Origin of the sequence: Myxococcus sp. RHSTA-1-4, from assembly GCF_020037125.1 — a bacterium.
Lineage (GTDB): Bacteria > Myxococcota > Myxococcia > Myxococcales > Myxococcaceae > Myxococcus.
The window spans coordinates 108,595-127,364 of record NZ_JAIQDG010000020.1 but is presented as its reverse complement, the minus strand read 5'-3'; the positions used below and the strand labels follow the sequence as shown (position 1 = coordinate 127,364).

At 73.2% G+C, this 18,770-nt stretch carries 7 protein-coding genes (1 of these 7 running past the window's edge); 5 read left to right on the top strand and 2 right to left on the bottom strand.

The window, feature by feature from the left end:
• Positions 1–35 precede the first annotated feature (35 nt).
• On the bottom strand, positions 36–689 hold the full coding sequence (locus K8638_RS26005) for a class I SAM-dependent methyltransferase (RefSeq protein WP_223757319.1): 654 nt from the start codon (positions 687–689) through the stop codon (positions 36–38).
• A gap of 333 nt (positions 690–1,022) precedes the next feature.
• Here K8638_RS26005 and K8638_RS26000 point away from each other — a divergent pair, with 333 nt between their 5' ends.
• The 3 genes from K8638_RS26000 to K8638_RS25990 all read left to right on the top strand — a co-directional run bounded on the left by K8638_RS26000 (position 1,023) and on the right by K8638_RS25990 (position 4,994).
• Positions 1,023–1,538: a hypothetical protein gene (locus K8638_RS26000; RefSeq protein ID WP_223757318.1), complete on the top strand. Its 516-nt coding sequence runs from the start codon at positions 1,023–1,025 to the stop codon at positions 1,536–1,538.
• A gap of 170 nt (positions 1,539–1,708) precedes the next feature.
• A complete protein-coding gene (locus tag K8638_RS25995) occupies positions 1,709–3,451 on the top strand; it encodes a DUF6311 domain-containing protein (protein WP_223757317.1) in 1,743 nt (580 codons plus the stop codon).
• 244 nt (positions 3,452–3,695) lie between these two features.
• Complete coding sequence (locus tag K8638_RS25990; protein WP_223757316.1) at positions 3,696–4,994, top strand: TIGR03915 family putative DNA repair protein; 1,299 nt, start codon at positions 3,696–3,698, stop codon at positions 4,992–4,994.
• On the opposite strand, the gene K8638_RS25985 is transcribed toward K8638_RS25990, so the two are convergent.
• Positions 4,964–5,944: an aldo/keto reductase gene (locus tag K8638_RS25985; protein ID WP_223757315.1), complete on the bottom strand. Its 981-nt coding sequence runs from the start codon at positions 5,942–5,944 to the stop codon at positions 4,964–4,966. The two genes, K8638_RS25990 and K8638_RS25985, sit on opposite strands and share 31 nt — an antisense overlap.
• Before the next feature lie 263 nt (positions 5,945–6,207).
• On the opposite strand from K8638_RS25985, the gene K8638_RS25980 reads away from it, so the two are divergent.
• Together K8638_RS25980 and K8638_RS25975 are read left to right on the top strand one after the other, a co-directional pair.
• The gene (locus K8638_RS25980; protein WP_223757314.1) at positions 6,208–11,616 is read left to right on the top strand and encodes a non-ribosomal peptide synthetase; all 5,409 of its coding nucleotides are present in this window, start codon (positions 6,208–6,210) and stop codon (positions 11,614–11,616) included.
• Positions 11,609–18,770 carry the 5' portion of a non-ribosomal peptide synthetase/type I polyketide synthase gene (locus K8638_RS25975; RefSeq protein WP_223757313.1) on the top strand. The gene runs 4,334 nt beyond the window's last position, so the window shows 7,162 of its 11,496 coding nt (coding positions 1–7,162); the start codon lies at positions 11,609–11,611; its stop codon lies off the right edge, out of view. The genes K8638_RS25980 and K8638_RS25975 overlap by 8 nt, the downstream gene beginning before the upstream one ends.

The following is an 18,770-nucleotide window of genomic DNA, read 5'->3' as shown; positions in this document are numbered from 1 at the left end:
CCTGACAGCCTCATGTCAGGATTGTGTCAGCAGTCTCACCATGGCTTCATCATGAGCAGCGAGAACAGCCGGGGCACCGCGGTCTTCTCCGCGCCAGGGTCCCTCCAGTCCCGCGCCCGGGCCAGGACGAGGCCCGCTCGCGCCATCGCGTCGAGGAACTCGGAGACGTCATGGAGGTGGCAGCGGACGTACTCGGTGGTGTTCGTCTCCGGGTTCAGGAAGCGCGCCTGGCTTCCCTGGAGCTGGCGGAAGGGGTGCAGCTCACAGATGAAGAAGCACCCTCCGGGCCTCAGCACGCGCTTCGCTTCCGCGAAGATGAAGGACAGGTCGTCGATGTGCTCGAGCACCAGGTTGCAGACGACCGCGTCGTGGGCCTCGTCCGGCGTGGGCCACCGCTGGCGCAGGTCATGCTGGATGAACCGGACGTGCTCCACGCCCGGGCGCTGCCGCGCGCGCTTCAGCATTCCTTCCGAGCCGTCCAGCGCCAGCAGGCTGCGTGCGCGAGGCGCCAGCCACTCCGTGTTCTTTCCCGTGCCGGCGCCAATTTCCAGCACGTCACCTCGAAAGAGGGCCGGGTCCAGGCTCCTGAGGACCACCGCGTCCAGGTCTCGCGTCGCGTTGACCTGGGTGTCGTAGCTGTCCGCCCAGACGTCGTACGCCCGCGACACTTCGTCAGCTGGATTCTTCACCGTCATCTCCTGTCTCCCGCGGAGAGGTGACGGAAGCCCGCCACCCTCCGCGTCCTGGGCATCCTCCGCCCGCGCGTCAAGTGACGTGGCTTTGTGCGCCCCTCGGAGGAGGAGCCCGCGGCAGCGTCACTGCCGCGGTCAGACGGGTGCGTGCTAGCACCCGGGCCGGGAGGGGTCAACCGAAGCCGTTCACCGTGAGGGCAGGGGACGCGCCGGGGCTCGGCGCGACGCGGCATCCTTGACGGCTTCACGGTGAAGACAGTACTAGCGGGTGAAACCTGAATCACTATTCAGGTCAGGAAGTCGCACCCCACACGCACCCCAGAGGAACACATGTACTCATTTGGACGTCCCGCTCTCGGTCTGCTCGCCGCGCTCTCGCTGCTCGTGGGCTGTGGAGGCCAGGAGCCCCAGCCGCCCGCGCCCGAAGGCGCGGAGGCCACGGGCACGACGGAGTCCGCCCTGTACGAGTCGCCGGACAGCCTGTCGGGGCTGCTGGGGAGCTACACGCGCTACTGGCCGCCCGCCGCCCTCGGGGAGATCACCTCCATGACGCTGAGCGGGACGGAGTACGTCGACCACGTGGAGGGCACCTACGTCCGTACCGTGAGCAGCCTCTGCCCCATCATGGGCTGCAACACGGAGACGGGCTCCTTCTGGGCGCTCCCCAACAACCCGGCGGTGGGCGCCGTCATCTCCTTCTCGGATCCGCTGGGCGAGCAGCGGGACTACTACGCCATCGTGGAGCTCCAGCGCAGCGCCTTCACCGGGAAGATCACCCACCTCGTCCTGGTGAAGGGCGGCAGCTCCACGGCCCTGCCGTTCACCATGACGCGCGTGGGCCTCTAGTCTCGCGGGGGCAGGAGCGATGGGGGCGGGTCGCGTCCGAGAAGACAGGGGCCTGCACATGGACTCGCTCCACCCCGGGAGCGAGCGGGGGCGGAAGCCGGTGAACGCGTCGAGGTGGGTGGTCATTCCTTGACGGCTCCGAAACGCCCGTGCTTCAAGCGCGGGTGCCCATGTCCGAAGCAAGCACCGCCCCCGCAGCCGTCACCTCGAGTGGTGGGGCGCGGCGCGTCCTGACCTCCGCTTCGCGCTTCGCCGAGGCGCAGGCGGGGCCCCTGGGCGCCGCGCTGATGGGGTTCCTCGCGTTCCTCGCCGTCTACGGGCCGGCGGCGCTCAATCCCACCCGGCTCGGCTGGCTGATTCGCGACGACTTCAGCCAGCACCTGCTGGGGTGGCTCTTCTTCCGTAACTCGCCGCTGGAGCTGCCGCTGGGCTTCATTTCCGGGTACGTGCATCCACTGGGGACCACGCTCGGGTACACGGACTCGATTCCCTGGGTGGGGCTCCTGCTCCGGCCGTTCTCGGGGCTGCTGCCGGTGGACTTCCAGTACATCGGGCCATGGCTGTGCCTGTGCCTCGTGCTCCAGGGGGCCGTGGGGGCGTGGGTGGCGAGAAGGCTGGGGGCGCGGCTGTCGCTCCAGTGGCTCATCGGGGCGCTGCTGGTGTTGTCGCCCGCGCTCTTCGCCCGGATGAGCATGTCGCACGAGGCGCTGAGCGCCCACTGGCTCATCGTGCTCCTGGTGGGGCTGCACTTCATTCCCCAGCGCGACGCGCGCGACGCGAAGCGGGCGCTGGGGGGCGGGCTGGCCCTCTGCGTGCTCGCGGCGGGCATCCACCCCGTGCTCACCGCCATGGTGCTGGCGCTCGCCGTGTCGCTCTGCGTGCGCACCGCCCTCGAGGGACACTGGGGCTGGCGGGGACCGGTGCTCGCCGCGGTGGCGGACGTCGCCGCCGTGGGGCTGCTCCTCACCGCCTTCGGCTACTTCGGGATGACCGGACCCCTGGCCGCCTACGGCTTCGGCGAGTTCTCCGCGGACCTGGCCACCTTCCTCAACCCGTTCGGGTACCGGGACATCCGCTGGTCCCGCCTCCTTCCCGCCCTTCACAGGGGGCGCGGGCAGTACGAGGGCTTCGCCTATCTCGGCGTGGGAGGGCTCTTCGCCCTGTGCGGCGCGCTCGTCCTGGTGGGGCTCCGGGCCCGGGACGTGGGGCGGCTCTGGCGGCGGTGGCTGCCGGTGGGGCTGGTGGCCGCGGGGCTGGCGTTCTTCGCGCTCTCCTGGCGCATCACCTGGATGGGCGAGCAGGTCGCGGACCTCTCGGCGTTCTACCGGCCCGGCCTCCGGTGGGTGGAGGCCTTCCGCGCGTCGGGCCGCTTCGTGTGGCCGCTCTACTACCTCGTCCTGCTGGGCTCCGCGCTCGCGCTCCTGCGCCTCCCCCGGCCGGCCCTGGCGTCGGGGCTGCTGGCGCTGACACTGACGCTGCAGGTGCTCGACGTCGACCTGGGAGACGGGCGTCAGGCACACACGGGGGAGCGGTGGAACTCGCGGCCCTCCGACGCGCTCCGTGAGGCCGCGAAGGGACGGAAGCACCTCGTGTTGTACCCGCCGCAGTCCCATGACGGCTCCGGCCGGGGATGCCGCGCGGGGCCCATGGACTTCGAGCCCTGGGCATACCGCGCCTACCTCCTCGGGCTGACGTTCAACGGTGGCTACGTGGCGCGGCTGGACGACGCGCGCGCGCAGGCCTACTGCCTGGGGCTGGATGATGAGATCCGGGCGGGCCGGCTGGACCCGGAAACCGTCTACCTCTCCATCCCCCAGCGGCTGCACGAGTTCCGCCGGATTCCCGGTACCCGCTGCACGGAGCAGGAGGGGCTGTGGATGTGCGTGTTCGACGCCGCGCCCCCCGCCGGGTAGCGGCCTTCCGGTGGAGGGCTTCCGGGCGCTCGAAGCGGGCCTCGCGCGGAGCCGCCGCCGGGAAGGGGGCTTCCCATCAGATGCCCCGGGCCGGATGGGATGTCAGACCGGTGGAGTAGGACGCCGCGTGGAAGATGCGGCTGGTGGGGTCGCCAGGTCCGCACATGACCGGACATTCCCGGACGTCTGCCGGAGGTGGCGGGGGCTCCTCCAGGGCGGCGTCCGCGCGGACGGAGGAGCGCAGATGCAGGTGTGCGTGGAGCCGGACCTGTCATCCTTCCGGGCGGTGGCGCGAGGGCTGCTGGCGCGCGACGCGCCTCCGGAGCGGGTCCTCTTCGAGGAGGCGCGGGCGCGGCGGGGCTCGGTGGGGGTGGCGGCGGCGGAGCTGGAGCCCGTCCAGGGGTTGCCGGCGCCGGCGGTGCCCCGGGACTTCCTGGGGCTGGCGGAGAAGGTGGCGTGTCACCGGGAGCCAGGGCGCTGGGCGCTGCTGTACCGCGTCCTGTGGCGGCTGACCCACGGGGAGCGCCACCTGCTGGAGGTGGATGGCGATGTGGACGTGCACCGGCTGCGGATGATGGAGCGGGAGGTGCGGCGGGACGTGCACAGGATGATGGCCCTGTTGCGCTTCCGGCGGGTGGAGCGGGACGGGGTGGTGCGCTTCATCGCGTGGTACCGGCCGGACCACCTCATCGTCCGTCAGGTGGCGCCGTTCTTCGTGCGCCGCTTTCCCTCCGTGCGCTGGAGCATCCTCACGCCGGACGCATGCGTGCACTGGGACTTGGAGCGGCTCACCTTCGGTGACGGCGTCTGTCGCCCGGAGGCGCCGGAGGGGGACTTGCCGGAGTCGCCATGGGGCACCTCCTCCGCGTCAGGCGTCACTCCCCTGATGTTGGTGGGGGCGCAGCCCGGGGACCTGGAGGACCGGGAAGGGCGTCCCTTCGTCGGACCCGCGGGGCGGTTGCTGGACGAGGTGCTGGGGCGGGCGGGGCTGAAGCGCTCGGATGTCCATGTCACCCACGCGCTGAGGCACTCCGGGGGGACGGAAGGAGAGGGTGGGAAGCGGCGGCTGTACCCGTCACCGGGGCGGGCGGAGTTGCTGGCGTGCCGAGAGGGGCTGGAGGCAGAGGCCGCGGTGGTGCGGCCGAGGATGATCATCGCGCTGGGGGCCACGGCGGCGCAGGTATTCCAGGGGCCGGGCTTCCGCTTCAATCTCAGCCGCGGGCAGGTGTTCGACACGCCGTGGGCGGATGGGTGGATGGCCACGTTCCACCCATCCGCGCTGCTGCGCATACCGGACCCTCGCAAGCGGGCCGAGGCGCGCATCCACTTCGAGGCGGACCTGCGCTCGGCGGCGGCGTGGCTGCGGCGGGTGCCCGGTCAGCGGCCCCGGAATCGCCCCCTGAGCGCGCCAACGCCCGAGTCCCGCGCCCCTATCGCCCGCTCTCCATATGCTTGCCTCCCGGTGGGGCTCCCATGTGTGGACGGGAGGCGGTGCTACAGCGGCCCGGGGCCTCACATGCCGCGCACCTCGTGCGGCTTGTAGGGCGCCTCCAGTGATTTGATTTCCTCGGGCGTCAGCTTGAGGTCCACCGCGCGCACGGCGTCCTCCAGGTGCTCCAGCTTCGTGGCGCCGATGATGGGCGCCGTCACCGCGGGCTTCGACAGCAGCCACGCCAGCGCCACCTGCGCGGGCGCCACGTTGCGCGCGGCGGCCACGGCCCGGTTCGCCTCCGCCACCTCCCAGTCACCGGGCTGGTCATAAAGCTGGGGCGAGTACGTGTCCGACTTCGCGCGGGCCGTGGACTCGCGGTCCTTCAGCGACTTGCGCGAGCCCGCGAGCAGGCCACGCGCCAGCGGGGACCAGGGGATGACGCCGATGCCCTCCGCCTCACACAGGGGCAGCATCTCCCGCTCCTCCTCGCGGTAGACGAGGTTGTAGTGGCCCTGCATGGAGACGAAGCGCGACCAGCCGTGCAGGTCCGCCACGCCCAGCGCCCGCGCGAACTGCCACGCATACGCGGAGGACGCGCCCAGGTAGCGCACCTTTCCCTGGCGCACGAGCTGATCCAACGCGGACAGCGTCTCCTCCAGCGGCGTGTTCGGGTCCATGCGGTGAATCTGGTAGAGGTCGATGGCCTCCACGCCCAGCCGCTTCAGGCTCGCCTCGCAGCCCTGGACGATGTGCTTGCGTGACAGGCCGCGCATGTTCTGCCCGTCACCCATGGGGAAGAACACCTTGGTGGCCAGCACCACCTCGTCCATGCGCGCGTAGCGGCGCAGCGCGCGGCCGGTGACCTCCTCGCTCACGCCCAGCGAGTACATGTCCGCCGTGTCGAAGAAGTTGATGCCCAGCTCCACCGCGCGGCGGAAGAACGGCTGCGCCGCCTCCTCGTCCAGCACCCAGGGGCGCCAGGTGGGAGTGCCGTAGCTCATGCAGCCCAGGCAGATGCGGGACACCCGGAGGCCCGTGCGGCCCAGATTCGTGTACTTCATGCGTCTGCTCCTCCCTCACTCAGCGTGTCTGACGGTGGCCTCTCGAGCCCACTCTCGCGTGTGCGTTGCGTCATACCGTGAATGGGTGGGTCAAAAGTGAGCTGGCGTCTTTTCTGTATCCCAAGAACCCGGTAAGAGTGCGGGGAATCCGAGGGGGTGTCGGGCGTAGCGGAGTGGCGGGTTCCCCTGGGTTTCCGGGTGGGGTGCGCGTCACGTCGTTACGGTTGACGCCCTCATCGGGAAGGCCCCGCCGGGACTCCGACATGCACCTGCCGACTCGCGCCGACACCGCCTCCGCCTTCGTCTGTCCCGAGGATGCCACCTTCGTGGAGGTCTGCCGGGCCCGGGCCGAGGCGCAGGGCGGGGAGCGGATCTTCACCTTCCTGGACGAGGAGGGCGAGAGCACCGTCACCTACGCGGAACTGGACGCCGGAGCGCGGGCGGTGGCGGCGCTGCTGCAGCGGCACCTGGCGCCGGGGGAGCGGGCGCTGCTGCTGTACCCGCCGGGGCGCGAGTACGTGCTGGGCTTCCTCGGGTGCCTGTACGCGGGGGTGGTGGCGGTGCCGGCGTACCCGCCGGACCCGATGCGGCTGGGGCGCACGCTGCCGAGACTCCAGTCGCTGGTGGCGGACTGCGGCGCCCGGGTGGCGCTCACCACGTCCGGCATCGCGGAGATGGTGGAGCCGCTCACGGCGGACGCTCCGGACCTGCGCGCGCTGCGCTGGCTGGCGACGGACGCGGTGCCCGCGAGCGAGGCGGAGGCGTGGCGGGCGCCGGGCCTGCGTGGCGACGCGGTGGCATTCCTCCAGTACACCTCCGGCTCCACCGGGACGCCGCGCGGCGTGGTGCTGCGGCACCGGCACCTGCTGCACAACTCGGCGCTGATCGCGCGCGGGTTCGACGCGGGGCCCGGGCCGGTGGGCGTCATCTGGCTGCCGCCGTACCACGACATGGGGCTGATTGGCGGCATCCTCCAGCCGCTGTTCCGGGACGTGCCCACGGTGCTGATGCCGCCGCTGTCCTTCCTCCAGCGGCCCCTGCGGTGGCTGGAGGCGGTGTCCCGGTTCGGGGGGACGGTGAGCGGCGGGCCCAACTTCGCGTTCGACCTGTGCGTGCGCAAGAGCACGCCGCAGGAGCGGGCCGCGCTGGACTTGAGCCGCTGGGAGGTGGCGTTCTGCGGCGCGGAGCCGGTGCGCGCGGAGACGCTGGAGCGCTTCGCGGACGCCTTCGCTCCGGCGGGCTTCCGGCGCGAGGCGTTCTACCCCTGCTACGGGCTGGCGGAGGGGACGCTCATCGTCACCGGCGGAGCCCGTGTGGCGGCGCCGGTGGTGCGGCGGTTCTCACGTGAGGGCCTGCGGCACGGTGAGGCGCGGGCACCGGAGGCCGGTGCCGCGGAGGCGGTGCTGGTGGGGTGTGGCGCGGCGCTGGGTGGGCAGGAGCTGCGGGTGGTGGACCCGGAGACGGGAGTGCCGTGTGGTCCGGGGCGGGTGGGGGAGCTCTGGGTGCGCGGGCTCAGCGTGGCGGACGGGTACTGGCAGCGGCCCGAGGAGACGGAGCGGGCGTTCCATGGGCGGCTGGCGGGCTCGGGCGAGGGCCCGTTCCTGCGCACCGGAGACCTGGGCGTGCTCGACGGTGGCGAGGTGTTCGTCACCGGGCGGCTGAAGGACGTGCTGGTGCTGCGCGGGCGCAACCACTACCCGCAGGACCTGGAGCTGACCGTGGAGCGCTGCCACCCGGGCCTGCGCCCCGGTTGTGGCGCCGCGTTCGCCGTGGAGGTGGCGGGCGAGGAGCGCCTCACGCTCGTGCAGGAGCTTTCCGCGAAGGCCGCGGATGAAGTGGACGCGGTGCTCTCGCGCATCCGCGCGGCGCTGGCCGAGGAGCATGGCGTGGCCGCGCACGCGGTGGTGCTCATCGCCGCGGGCTCGCTGCCGAAGACGTCCAGCGGCAAGGTGCAGCGGCGCGCGTGCCGCGAGGCGTTCCTGTCGGGGGCGCTGGACGTGGTGCGGGAGTGGCGGGAGGGGGCGGCGGATGCGTCGATGGCGCTCACGTCCGTGGCCCATGAGCTGGCGGCGCATCAGCGGGAGTCAGGGGACGCACGTGCCGGGGATGCCAGCACGTCGGCGCCCGTGCACGAGCAGGGGGAGGTGCTCCCCTGGCTCGCGTCACGTGTGGCACGGCTGCTCAACGTGGACGCGCGCACGCTGGACGTGGAAGCGCCGCTCACCCACTACGGTCTGGACTCGCTGCGCGCGCTGGAGGTGCTGCACGCCGTGGAGGAGGGGCTGCGCGTGTCGCTGCCTCCCGCGCTGCTGCTCCAGGGGCCGAGCCTGCGGGAGGTGACGGAGTGGGTGGCGCGCAAGCGCGGCGCGGCGCCGCGGGACGAGGCGGGGCTCCCTTCCGCCGGTACGCCCGAGGGCGCGGCGACGTTCGTGTCCGATGGGCAGCGGGCGCTGTGGTTCCTTCAGCGGATGGCCCCCGGGAGCACGGCGTACCATGTGGCCCGCGCGGTGCGGTTCTCCTCGCCCGTCGATGCCGCCGTGCTCGCGCGTGTGTTCCCGGTCATCGTGAGCCGTCACCCGGCCCTGGCCTCCGCGTTCCCCGAGGAGCGAGGCGAGCCCGCGCTGCGTCCCGCCGCCTCCGCGCCCTCGCTGGAGCTGGAGGAGGCCTCCACGCTGACGGCCGAGGCGCTGGGTGGGCGGCTCGACGCCGAGGCGCATCGTCCGTTCGACCTGGAGCGTGGGCCCCTGGTTCGCGCGCGCTTGTTCACCGGGGCGCCGGGTGGGCCGGTGCTGCTGCTCGTCCTTCACCACCTCGTCACCGACTTCTGGTCGCTGGAGGTGCTCGCCGAGGAGCTGGGCGCGCTCTACACCGCGGAGGTCCAGGGCTCGCCCGCGGCGCTGCTCCCGCCTCCGCCTCCGGCCCCCTCCATCCTCCAGGCAATGCAGGCGCGGTACACCGGCGCTCGGGGCGAGGCGCTCCATGCCTGGTGGCGAGAGCGGCTGGGCGGTGAGCTTCCGGTGCTGGAGCTGCCCACGTCACGGCCTCGCCCCCGGCTCCAGTCGTTCCGCGGCGCCACCGTGTCCTTCCGCGTGGCGCCGGAGACGGCCGCGCGCCTGAAGGCCCTGGCGCATGCGCATGGCGCCACGCCCTTCATGACGCTGCTGGCCGGGTACCTCGCCTTCCTGCGCCGCTACACCGGGCAGGACGACCTCGTCGTGGGCACGCCCACCGCGGGCCGCATGCGAGCGGACCTGTCCCGGCAGGTGGGCTACTTCGTCAACCCCGTGGCCCTGCGCGCCCGCCTGCCTCGCGCGCTGACCTTCTCCGGGTTGCTGGCCCAGGTGCGCGGCACCGTGCTGGAGGCGCTGGAGCACCAGGAGCTGCCCTTCGCCCGGCTCGTCGAGCGGCTCCAGCCCCGGAGAGACCCGTCCAGCGCGCCCGTCTTCCAGGCGATGTTCGCCCTGCAATCCGGCCGGCCCGGGCGCGAGCCGCTGGGCGCGTTCGCCCTGGGGGAGCCGGGCGCGCGGGTCCGCCTGGGGGCGCTGGAAATCGAGTCCGTTCCCCTGGGACACCGCGCGTCGGCGTTCGACCTCACGCTGATGATGGCCGAGGTGGACGGCGGCTTCTCGGCCAGCCTGGAGTACTGCGCGGACCTCTTCGATGCGGACGCCGCCGCCCGCATGGCCCGGCACCTGCGCGCCATGCTGGGGGTCGCGTCGGCCACTCCGGACGTTCCGCTGGTGGACCTGCCCCTGCTGGACGCCGCGGAGCAGCGCGCGCTGCTGGACCTGGGGCGGCGGAAGGACGCCGTCCGCGTGGCCTCGGGCCCGGAGGCGCCGGGCCTTCACCGTCGCTTCGAGGCCTGGGTGGAGCGGACGCCGGACGCGGTGGCGCTCGTCGCCGGCGCGTCGCAATGGACGTACCGGGAGCTGGAGTCGTGGGCCGGGAGGCTCGCCACGCGGCTGAGGCGTCATGGCGTGGGGCCCGAGGTTCGCGTCGGCACGTTGCTGGAGCGGGGCGGGCCGGAGGCGGTGGTGGCCTTCCTCGCCGTGCTGAAGGCGGGCGGAACGGTGGTTCCGTTCGAGCCGGCCCATCCGCCCGAGCGCGTGGCGTGGACGCTGGCCGACGCGGGCGCGCGCGTGTTGCTGGCCCACGGGCGGCTGCTGCAGCGCCTGTCCCTCCCCGAGGGCGTGGAGCCCCTGCGCTGGGAGGAGCACGGCGCTCCGGGCGTGAGCACTGAAGCACCGATGCAGGGCGTGGCCGTGCCTTCGCCGGACTGCGCCGCGTACGTCATCTACACCTCCGGCAGCACCGGGCGGCCGAAGGGCGTGGTGGTGACACACCGGGGCGCGAGTCATCTGTCCGAGGCGATGGTGACGGGACTGGCCCTGGGGCCGGGCGCGCGGGTGCTCCAGTTCTCGTCACCTTCCTTCGATGCCTCGGTGGCCGAGTACGTCCAGGGGCTCACCTCCGGTGCCTCGCTGCACCTGCCGCCGCCGGGTGAGCTGCTCGCGGGAGACGCCTTGCTCCGTGTGCTTCGCGAGCAGCGCATCACCGCGGTGACGCTGCCACCCTCCGTCTCCACGCTCCTGCCCGAGGCGCCGCTGCCGGACCTGACGACGCTCATGTCCGCGGGCGAGGCGTGCCCGGCGGACCTCGTGGCCCGCTTCGCGCCGGGCCGCACCTTCCTCAACGCGTACGGCCCCACCGAGGTGACGGTCTGCGCCACCTGGGAGCGGTGCTCGCCCGGCGAAGCAGGCCCGCCTCCCATCGGCCGGCCGCTGCCCCACGTGGACGTGTACGTGCTGGACGCGTCGATGCGCCCCGTTCCCGTGGGCGTGGCGGGGGAGCTGTACGTGGGAGGCCCGTCCGTGGCGCGTGGTTACCTGGGCCGGGCGGACCTCACGGCCGAGCGCTTCGTGCCGGACCCGTACGGTGGCGAGCCGGGCGCCCGGCTGTACCGCACGGGCGACGTGGTGCGCTGGCGGCCGGATGGGCGGCTGGACTTCGCGGGCCGCGCGGATGCGCAGGTGAAGCTGAGAGGCTTCCGCATCGAGCCGGGAGAGGTGGAAGCCGCCCTCCGCGAATGGGCCGGGATGCGGCAGGCCCATGTCATCGTGTGGCGGCCTCCGGCGGGCGGTGAGCCGAGGCTGGTGGCGTACGTGGTGCCGCCCTCCAACGAGCCGCTCGCTCCGGGCGAGGTGAAGGCCCTGCTGCGCGCGCGGCTACCCGAGCACCTGGTGCCCGCGGACATCGTCCCGCTGGACACGCTGCCGCTGATGGCCAGCGGGAAGGTGGACTCGCGCGCGCTGCCGCCTCCCACACGCACCGCGGCTCCGGACGGCGCGCCCCGCACGCCACTGGAGGAGACGATTGCCCGGGCCTGGGCGGAGGCCCTGGGGCATTCCTCGGTCGGCGTCCACGCCCACTTCTTCGACGACCTGGGCGGCAGCTCGCTGGGCGCGGTGCGGGCGTGCTCGCGGCTGCGCGAGTCGCTCGGCCGGGACGTCCCCATCACCCACTTCTTCGAGCATCCCACGGTCCACGCGCTCGCCCGGAGGCTGTCCTCCGAGGTGAAGCCGGAGGCCGAGGACGCGAAGCACCAGGAGCGCGCGGAGGCCCGCAAGCAGGTCCTCCAGCGTCGCGGAAGGAACACCCGAGGCCATGGCTGACCACCAGGACGAGACAACGGGCGTGAGCGGCAACGACATCGCCATCATCGGAATGGCCGGGCGCTTCCCGGGCGCCGCGGACATGCGGGCCTTCTGGCGCAACCTGGTCGAGGGCGTGGAGTCCATTTCCCGCCTGAAGGCCGAGGCGCTGGAGGCCTCGCCCCTGGTGCCCGAGTCCGTGCGCGCGCATCCCGACTTCGTGCCCGCGGCCGCCGTGCTGGAGGAGGGCGAGTCCTTCGACGCCGGCTTCTTCGACGTGCCGCCGCGCGAGGCGAAGTGGATGGACCCACAGCAGCGCGCGTTCCTGGAGTGCGCCTGGGCCGCGCTCGAGGACGCCGCGTATGACCCGGAGCGGTACACGGGGAAGATTGCCCTCTACGCGGGCGCGGGGCCGTCGCTGCACACGCTGTCGCTGCTGGGACAGGGGAAGCTGGACCCGGCCTCGCTCTTCGAGTTGCTGGGCACCACCGGTGAGAACCTGGCGACGAAGGCGTCCTTCAAGCTGCGGCTGCGCGGCGAGAGCATGGCCGTGTACACCGCGTGCTCCACGGGCCTGGTCGCCGTCCACATGGCCTGCCAGAGCCTGCTGCTGCGCCAGTCCGACATGGCGCTCGCCGGGGCGGTGCGGCTGTCGCTGCCGCAGCGCACGGGCTACCTCTTCCAGGATGGGATGATTCTCTCCCCGGACGGGCACTGCCGCGCGTTCGACGCGAAGGCGGCGGGCACGGTGCCGGGCAACGGCGTGGCGGCGGTGGTGCTCAAGCCGCTGGAGGACGCGCTGCGGGACGGGGACCACGTGTACGCCGTCATCCGGGGCTCCGCGCTCAACAACGACGGTGGCCTCAAGGTGGGCTACACGGCGCCCAGCGTGGAGGGGCAGGCGGACGTCATCGGCGAGGCGCTGGCGTACGCGGGGCTGGAGGCGGGGGACATCGGCTACGTGGAGGCGCACGGCACGGGCACCGCGCTGGGTGACCCCATCGAGGTGGCGGCACTCACGCGCGCGTACCGGAAGCAGACGGACCGGAAGGGCTACTGCGGCCTGGGCTCGGTGAAGACGAACATCGGCCACCTGGACACGGCGGCGGGCCTGGCGGGGCTGATGAAGGCCGCCCTGGCGCTGCACCATGAAGAGCTGCCGCCCAGCCTGAACTTCGAGCGTCCCAACCCGGCCATCGACTTCGCGAACAGCCCGTTCTTCGTCGTGAGCGAGCGGCGGCCGTGGCCTCGGGGCGAGGTGCCCCGGCGCGCGGGCGTCAGCTCGTTCGGCATCGGTGGCACCAACGCGCACGCGGTGCTGGAGGAGGCGCCGCTGTCTCCGCCCCCCGCTCCGAGCGCCCGGCCCACGCAGGTGGTGACGCTGTCGGCCCGCACGGCGGGCGCGCTGGAGGCGACGGCGCGGCGGCTCGCGGACTGGCTGGAGCGCGCGCCCGCGGACGTGGCGCTGGCGGACGTGGCCTTCACGCGCAACGTGGGGCGCCGTGCCTTCGAGCACCGGCGCGCGGTGGTGGCGAAGGACCGGGCGGAGTTGCTGGCGCGGCTGCGGGCTCCCGGCAAGGCGCGGGTGCTGGAGGACGTCGCGGCGGCGAGGGAGCGGCGCGTGGCCTTCCTCCTGCCGGGGCAGGGCGCGCAGTCCGTGGGGATGGGGCGCGAGCTGTACGCCGCGGAGCCCGCCTTCCGTGAGGCGCTGGACGCGTGCCTGATGGGGTTGGGGCCGCAACTGGAGACGGCGCTGCGTGGGGTGCTGCTGCCGGCACCGGGCGCGGAGGAGGCGGCTCGCGAGACGCTGGCGGACCCGCGCTTCGCGCTGCCGGCGCTGTTCTGCGTGGAGTACGCGTTGGCCCGGCTGTGGGAGGCGTATGGCGTGAAGCCGTATGCCCTGCTGGGGCACAGCTTCGGTGAGTACGCGGCGGCGTGCCTCGCGGGGGTGATGCCGCTGGAGGACGCGCTGGCGCTGGTGGCGGCGCGCGGGCGGCTGATGGCGCGGATGCCTCCGGGAAGCATGACGGCGGTGGGCGGCGCGGAGGAGGTGGTGCGCCCGCTGCTTTCGGGCGGGCTGTCGCTGGCGGCGGTGAACGGGCCGGAGCGGTGCGTGGTGTCCGGGCCCACATCGGAGGTGGAGGCGCTGGAGCGCGAGCTGGAGTCGCGCGGCCTGGGCGTGTTGCGGCTGCCGGCGGGGCACGCGTTCCACTCGGCGGCGGTGGAGCCGCTGATGGAGGAGCTGAAGCGGGTGGTGTCGGGCCTGCGGCTGTCGGCGCCCCAGGTGCCCTACGTATCGAGCGTCACCGGCACGTGGATTCGAGCGGAGGAGGCGACCGACCCGGCGTACTGGGCGCGGCAGATGCGCGCGCCGGTGCGTTTCGGAGATGGGCTGGACGCGCTGAAGGCGGACGGGTGCACGGTGTTCCTGGAGGTGGGGCCGGACCAGGCGCTCACGGCGCTGGCCCGGCTGGGGCTGCGTGGGCATCCGGGACGGGCGGTGCCCTCGCTGCCGCGCGCGGGCGCGAAGCCGGGGGAGCATGCCGCGCTCAACGAAGCGCTGGGCGCGCTGTGGGAGCAGGGCCTGGAGGTGCGCTGGCGGGACGTCTACGCACACGAGCAGCGCCGCCGGCTGTCGCTGCCCACGTACCCCTTCGAGCGCCAGCCCTTCGGCCTCGACGTGCCCACGCGCATCCCGGTTCCAACAGCGGCCACCGCGGCCGCCGTGCTCCAGAGCGCGACGGTCCACCACGGAGAGCAGGCCCCCGTCGCCGCGCCCCAGGTGGAGACGCCGCCGGACAAGGCCGCGCCGCGTACGGACGTGGAGCGCAAGGTGCTGGAGATCTGGCGCGAGCGGCTGGGCCGCGCGGACTTCGGCATCCACGACGACTTCCTGGAGCTGGGGGGCAACTCGCTGATGGCCGCGCAGATGCTGACGCGGCTGCGAGAAGCCTTCCCGGTCCAGCTCCCGCTGAGTGACTTGTTCGAGGCGCCCACCGTGGCCGGCGTGGCGGCGCGCATCCAGGCGCGGCTGGGCACGGCGGGAGCGGAGGGCACGGAGGCCGCGCTGCCGCCCCTGGTGCGCATCCCGCGTGACGGGGTGCTGCCGCTGTCCGTGGTGCAGGAGCGCGTCATCGCCCTGGAGCAGGCGCTGCCGGGCAACCCCGCGCTGAACATGTCCATGGTGCTGCGGATGCGCGGCACGCTGGACATCGCGCTGCTGGAGCGGAGCCTGGAGGCCGTGACGCGCCGCCACGAGTCGCTGCGCACGTCGTACCCGCGCGTGGATGGGCGGACGGTGCTGCGCATTGCTCCCGAGCTGAAGCTGCCGCTGACGGCGGAGCCGGTGACGGGTGCCACCCCCGAGGAGTGTGAGGCGGAGTGGCGCAGGCGGGTGCACGAGGAGACGGCGCGGCCGTTCGACCTCGAACGTGGGCCGGTGGTGCGCGCGCGGCTGCTGCGGGTGGCGGCGGACGAGCACCTGCTCGTCGTCACGGTGCACCACGTGGTGAGTGACACGTGGTCCATGGTGGTGCTCGGGCGGGAGTTGGGGACGCTCTATGGTGCGCTCCAGCAGGGCCAGTCGTCGCCCCTGCCCGAGCTGGCGGTGCAGTACGCGGACTACGCGGCCTGGCAGCGGAAGGCGCTGGAGCTGGGCGCGTTCTCCTCGCAGGTGGCCGCCTGGCGCGAGCGCTTGGTGTCGCTGCCCGGAGCGCTGGACCTGCCGGTGGACCGTCCGCGCGGAGACGGGCCCGCGCTGAGTGCCCTCCGGCGGAACGTGGGCTTCTCCCGAGCGATGACGGACGCGGTCCACGCGCTGGCACAGCGCGAGGGCGTCACCGCGTTCATGGTGATGCTGGCCTCGTGGAAGGCGCTGCTGGCGCGCTGGGCGGGGCGCGACGACCTGGTGGTGGGGACTCCCATCGGGAACCGGAGCCGTCCGGAGCTGGAGCCGGTCATCGGCTACGTGGCACACGCGGTGCCGCTGCGCACGGACCTGTCCGGGGACCCGACGTTCCGCGAGCTGCTCGGGCGTGTGCGGGACGTGGTGCTGGAGGCATATGCGCATCCGGACGTGCCCTATGAGCACCTCGTGCGGGAAATCGAGCCCGCGAAGGACCCAGGCCGCGAGCGTGTATTCGACACGCTGTTCGTGCTGCACAGCCGCTTCGCGCCGCACCTGGAGCTGCCGGGGCTGAGCATGAGCCTGGTGGACGTCCAGGACGGGCCGGCGCAGTTCGGTGCCGTGCTGTCGTCCCTGTCCGTGTCCATGGGCGAGGACGAGGGGGGCTTCTCCGGCACGCTGGACTACGCGGAGGAGCGCTTCGCGCCGGAGACGATGGAGCGGCTGGTGGCGCACTGGAACGCGCTGCTCGCGGCGGCGGTGGCGGACCCGGAACAGCGCCTCTCCGCGTTGCCGCTGGAGTCCGGTTCGGAGCGCGTCGCCGCCCCGGCTGAGCGAAGCGCGGAGCCCGCGCCGGTGCCGGTGGCGTCATTGTTGGAGACGCAGGCCACGAGGGATGCCGGGGCCGTGGCCCTCACGGCGGGCGGCAGAGGTGTCGCCTGGGGCGAGCTGCACGGGAAGGCACGTCGGCTCGCTGCGGAGCTGGTGGACCGGGGCGTGGGCCCCGAGGTGCTGGTGGCCGTGTGCCTGGAGCCGTCCGTGGAACGCGTGGCGGCGCTGTGGGCGGTGCTGGAGGCGGGCGGTGCGTACGTGCTGCTGTCCGTGCCTCAGCTCCGCGAGTTGGCCACGCTGGCTCACGAGGGCGGACCACCGCCGCTGCTGCTGACCCATTCGCGTGTGCGGACGAGCGTGGCGCTCGACGCGTCGCGCGTCCTGCATGTGGACACGTTGCTCGCGGAGGATGGGAAGGGCGCTGACGCGCTCGGGCCGGCTCAGCCGGGCAATGCCGCTGTGGGGGGACTGTCGTCAGTGGGAGCCCTCGCGGAGCCGTTACGCCGTGTCGCGCGGAGCGTGGAGCCCCGCGAGCGGAACCGCCCGGTGAACGTGTCGGCGGAGACGATGGTGTGCCTGGAGCCGATGGCCGGCCCCTCGGGAGACCGGCTCCGCGCGGTGCACACGCACCGTACGGTGGCGGACCTGTTCCGCCGCCTGGATGCGAGTGGAGACCCGGCGGGCGGCGTGTGGCTCGCGGCGGAGGAGACGCACACGCCGGGCTCCGGCCTGGAGTTGCTGTGGGCCCTGACTCGCGGCCAGCGCGTGGTGCTGCCTGCCGAGCGGGCCCGCTTCCACCTGCTCTCGACGGGCGGCGGCGCCTCGCGTCGCGGCCCTGACTTCAGCCTGTCGTTCTTCGCCAACGACGAGGACTCGCTCGGTGGGCGCAAGTACCGCCTGCTGCTGGAGGCGGCGAAGTTCGCGGACGCGAATGGCTTCTCCGCGGTGTGGACGCCGGAGCGGCACTTCCATGCCTTCGGCGGCCTGTACCCGAGGCCGGCGGTGGTGGGTGCGGGCGTGGCCTCGGTGACGGAGCGAGTGGGCATCCGCGCGGGCAGCGTGGTGCTTCCGCTGCACGACCCCATCCTCGTGGCGGAGGAGTGGTCCGTGCTGGACAACCTCTCCGACGGCCGTGTGGGTGTGTCGTTCGCCTCGGGCTGGCACGCCAACGACTTCGTCTTCGCGCCGGACCGGTACGCGCGCCGCAAGGAGGTCATGCTCCGCGGCCTGGAGGAGGTGCGGTCGCTGTGGCGCGGAGGTTCGGTGCGCCGGCGCAACGGCGCGGGGGATGAGGTGGAGCTGTCCCTGCGGCCTCGCCCCGTGCAGAAGGTGCTGCCCATCTGGCTCACCGCGGCGGGCAATCCGGAGACCTTCCGTCTCGCGGGCGAGCTGGGCGCGTACGTGCTCACCAACCTGATGGGCCAGCACCTGGGAGAGCTGGCGGGGAAGGTGGCGCTGTACCGCGAGGCGTGGCGGCAGCACGGGCACGCGGGGCGGGGCCACGTGAGCCTCATGATGCACACGTACCTCGGCGCGGACCCCGCCGAGGTGCGCCAGCGCGTGCGCCAGCCGCTGCTCAACTACTTCCGCAGCTCGGTGGACATCCTCGCGGGCTTCGTGGCGAGCCAGGGCCTGAAGATGGACCCGCGCTCGCTGACGCCCGCCGATGTGGACGCACTGCTGGAGCATGGGATTGAGCGCTACCTGGAGGACGGCGGCCTCTTCGGCACGCCGGACTCCTGTGGCCCCGTGGTGGAGCGGGTGCGCGGGCTCGACGTGGACGAGGTCGCCTGCCTCGTGGACTTCGGCGTGGAGGTGGAGGCGACGCTGGAAGGCCTGAGCCACCTGGACGCGCTGCGCGGCCGGTATTCGCCGGAGCCCGCGGCACCCGTGCCCGTGACAACGCTCGAGGAAGGCCCCGGCGCGGCGGAGTCGTTGCTGGCGCTGGTCCGGGACTCGGGCGCCACGCAACTGCACTGCACCGCGACGCTTGCCCGTGCGCTGGCGGAGTTGCCCGGCGCGGCCGAGGCCCTGCGCTCCGTACGGCGCGTGCTGCTGGAGGGCGCGACGGCGGAGGCCGCGGCCTCGCTGGCTCGCTCGCTGCCGGCCGAGGTCGTGCATCGCGACGCGGGGCTCGGGGCGTGGATGCCTTCCGATGCAACCGCGTGGCCGCGGGAGGTCTCCTGGGATGTGGTGGATGCTCGGGGCCGGCCGGTGCCTCCGGGGGTGGTCGGCGAGCTGGCCGTGGCGGGCGCGGGTGTCCCGCGTGGCTTCTGGAACTCGACGGGCTCCACTTCGCTCCGGGTGCTGCAGGCCGCGGAGGAGGGGGAGCGCAGGCTCGTGACGGGACGCCGTGCCCGGCGTCGCCTGGACGGCTCATTGGAGTTGTTGGCTCCGCTGCCCGTGCCGGCGCGCCGCCCCCGGCCGCCGAAGGCCGCGGCGACTCCAGGGGCCTCGGCGAAGAAGGCCGAGGGCCCGCCGCCCATTCCCCGAGTACCGCGCGACAAGCCGCTGCCGCTGTCCTTCGCGCAGCAGCGGCTCTGGTACCTGGACCACCTGGAGCCGGGGAACGTCGCCTACAACAACGCGGTCACGCTCATCCTCACCGGCGCGCTCGACGCGGCCGCGCTGGAGCGGGCCCTCAACGAGGTGGTGCGCCGGCACGAGATTCTCCGGACCACCTTCGCCATGTCCGACTCGGGCGCGGTGCAGCTCATCG

Excerpts from the sequence above, each read along its gene's own strand:
- K8638_RS26000 (WP_223757318.1), top strand. The coding sequence starts at position 1,023 with ATGTACTCATTTGGACGTCCCGCTCTCGGTCTGCTCGCCGCGCTCTCG.
- K8638_RS25990 (WP_223757316.1), top strand. The coding sequence starts at position 3,696 with ATGCAGGTGTGCGTGGAGCCGGACCTGTCATCCTTCCGGGCGGTGGCG.
- K8638_RS25980 (WP_223757314.1), top strand. The coding sequence starts at position 6,208 with ATGCACCTGCCGACTCGCGCCGACACCGCCTCCGCCTTCGTCTGTCCC.
- K8638_RS25995 (WP_223757317.1), top strand. The coding sequence starts at position 1,709 with ATGTCCGAAGCAAGCACCGCCCCCGCAGCCGTCACCTCGAGTGGTGGG.
- K8638_RS25985 (WP_223757315.1), bottom strand. The coding sequence starts at position 5,944 with ATGAAGTACACGAATCTGGGCCGCACGGGCCTCCGGGTGTCCCGCATC.